At 65.1% G+C, this 2,688-nt stretch carries 2 protein-coding genes; both read right to left on the bottom strand.

The features are described from left to right. Positions 1–58 precede the first annotated feature (58 nt). Positions 59–1,609 carry an SNF2 helicase-associated domain-containing protein gene (locus JKL46_RS34490; protein WP_201842928.1) on the bottom strand — a complete coding sequence of 517 codons (1,551 nt, stop codon included), beginning with the start codon at positions 1,607–1,609 and terminating at the stop codon, positions 59–61. A gap of 242 nt (positions 1,610–1,851) precedes the next feature. Then, entirely contained in the window at positions 1,852–2,463 is a 612-nt protein-coding gene (locus JKL46_RS34485; protein ID WP_201842927.1) for a hypothetical protein, read from the bottom strand. Between the last annotated feature and the right edge of the window lie 225 nt (positions 2,464–2,688).

Here is a 2,688-nt window from a genome sequence, read left to right as displayed (position 1 = left end):
GACGGCACCGAGGTCATTCCGATGCCGACAAACAGCGCCGCCTGATCGGCCCCATCACCTAAATTCCGTCATAGCTCGTCACCGCCGAGGGATGCACGATCCTCGCGTTCAGGTCAGGGGCGAAGCGTTCGATCTCCGCCGCCCAGTTGGCCAGCAGCGAGGCTGGGGCGACCAGCAAGCTCGGCTTGTGCTCACTCCTTCTGCGCTTCTGGATCAGCAGCAATGCCAGAATTTGGATGGTCTTGCCCAGACCCATGTCGTCAGCCAGGCAGGCGCCCAGCCCAAGCCCACTCAGGAGGTGAAGCCATTCGACACCCGCCTTCTGGTACGGGCGCAGATGTCCCTTCAATGCCGGGCCAGGGTCAAGCTTGGCACCGTCAGGGTTGCGCAGCGCCCTCAGCGTCTCAGTCAGCCACGCTCCGGCGCTGATGTGCGACCAGTCGGCAGCCGCAGCGGACTCGTCGTCCCCGGTGGCCTCAGTGCCGGCCAACAGGCGCATGGCCTCGGCAAAGGTGAACCCCTCCTGCTCGGCGAGATCCCGCACCTCCTTGAAGCGGCGCATCGCACGCTCCAGACGCGGACGATCAATCTCGACCCATTGGCCCCGCAACAGCACCAGCGTCTCGGTACCAGCGAGCAATCTAGCCATTTCCTCGGCGCTGAGCGGCTCGCCCTCCAGGGTCACGTCCATGTGGAAGTCGAGCAGGGCGTCAAGGCCCGTCCCGGATGGCGGCCGGGTGCCAACTGTGGCGGAGACCTGCGGGCGTGACGGGCGGCCCGCGCGCCAGTGCGCAGGCAGGCGCACGACCACCCCGGCGCTTTCCAGGTCGGGCACGCTGTTCAGCAGCCGTGCGGCCTCGGCTGGGCTCCAGCGTAAGGGATGAAAGATCTCGCCGGCATCGACCATGGCCTTGAGCCAACTGACGCGCCCCGCCGCCCGCTGCACCGGCATCAAGAGCGACAACAGCTTGTCTCGATTGGCAGCGCCGGCGTACTCGCGCAGGGCTTGGCTGAGCGGCACATGCTGGGCCTTTGCCTGGGGCGACAGGCGCGTGGTGTAGGTGGCCAGGAAGGCAAAGGGCCATTCCGGGTCGCGGCGGTTCTCCGCCAGATTGAAATGGACACGGCCGATCAGATTCCAGGCCGGGTTCAGCGCCTTGAGGAAGGTTTGCAGATCAGCGCCGGCTGCAGTGAACGACGCGGCAAACGCGGTGCCGAGATCGACCCACAGCCCACGCAGGATATCGACGGTCAGGTATTCCGCCCCCGGCATCATCGGGGCCGTCAGAACGAGCAAGGCGAGTTCGGCCTCGGGCGGCGGGGCCATGGCGGAGAAGAAAGCGGCGGACAGCGTCTCTCCGCCCCCACCTGCCCCATGAAGACACATTGCCTCAACATAGCGTGCAGCGAAATCGCGCCACCAGACGAGTGTGGGTGGCAAGGATTGGCCGATCTCGCCGGCTCCAAGCTGCAACAACCCCTCCCCAGTGCCACGGCCAAAGGCCTCCGTCAGCCGTGCCGCTACTGTGTCATCCAGGGTAGGCGCGTCGTTCGCCTCCTCCAGCAGGAGGTGCCCACGCGGGGTGAGACGCAACTGGATCCGGGGCATGATGGCTGAACGAGCTCCGAAGTGTTTCAATCCGCACTGCCCGTTTAACAGGAGCCGCAAGACCCACTGAACACGGCTGAGAGCCCTTCACAAGTAGCACGAGAAGTCGCCGGGCCGCCGGTGCCGATCTGGTGCGGATTGCTGCCATTCGACCTGATTAGATCCCACTTAAAGGGACATGGCACCATGGCTCACAGGAATGCTCTACAGATCCTCATGCTCCCACTCTCGTCCCATCGGCATCACCCTGTCGTGCCATGATCGTGCTGTCCCGCGGCCGGTGTCTCGGCGGCACGTCGCAGGATCCCGCGCCGCCGATCATAGAGACGCATGATTCTATCTGGTGCCAGCGCGTCCGGCCAGAGGGTAAAGCCGGCGTGCTGCTGCAGGAACGGATCCCGTCCGCACCCTGGGACTAGGCATTCCCGCTTGCCTTTCGGACATTGCGAGAAAGGGCAGAGTCGGCCCCGATAGGCATTCGCCTCTCCTTGCAGGATGAAGATCTCGAGCTGATGGTGAGCCACCCCGATCTGCTTTTCCTGGAACAACTGCTGGAGGGCCAGGCTGCGGGCCCGGTTGACGGTCTGGAGCCGGTCCAGGCGATCGAGCCACACCGCCAGATCGACATCCTTGCATTCGTGCCAGACCGGGATGCGCCAATATCGGAACGGCTGAAACCGCGGCACCTCCCGCCACAAGGGCCGGGCCACCGAGCCGATCAACGCCACTGCCTCGACCTCGGGCACTTCGACGAGTGCGGCCGTTACGGCATCAGCCGCCAGGCGAAACTGCGCCTGCCGGTCCAGCATCTCGCGGTCCTGTGCGGCAATCTCCCGGTGTGTGGGGCGTCGCATGCTCAAACCCGTTCCAATCGAGCGTCAAACCGGAGAATGCGGATCGTAATTGACTCCAGCCGGGTCAAGATCAAGCCCTCCGCCAGGGACAACGTCATCGGGGCAGTTTTGGGGGCCGGGGGCCTCAGGCTGACCGGACGACGAGGTCGGCGAGCGGCGGAATTCTCGGCTGATCCCCATTCAGGCCGAGCCGGTCGCCGAGATAGGTGAAGAACGACAGCCGGA

This window comes from Microvirga zambiensis WSM3693, assembly GCF_016735695.1.
In the GTDB taxonomy this organism is placed as follows: Bacteria; Pseudomonadota; Alphaproteobacteria; order Rhizobiales; family Beijerinckiaceae; genus Microvirga; species Microvirga zambiensis.
This window is presented reverse-complemented; position numbering and strand designations above follow the sequence as displayed.

What these genes read in the sequence shown, in the direction of transcription:
- JKL46_RS34490 (WP_201842928.1), bottom strand. Translation starts at nt 1,609, where the DNA reads ATGCCCCGGATCCAGTTGCGTCTCACCCCGCGTGGGCACCTCCTGCTG.
- JKL46_RS34485 (WP_201842927.1), bottom strand. Translation starts at nt 2,463, where the DNA reads ATGCGACGCCCCACACACCGGGAGATTGCCGCACAGGACCGCGAGATG.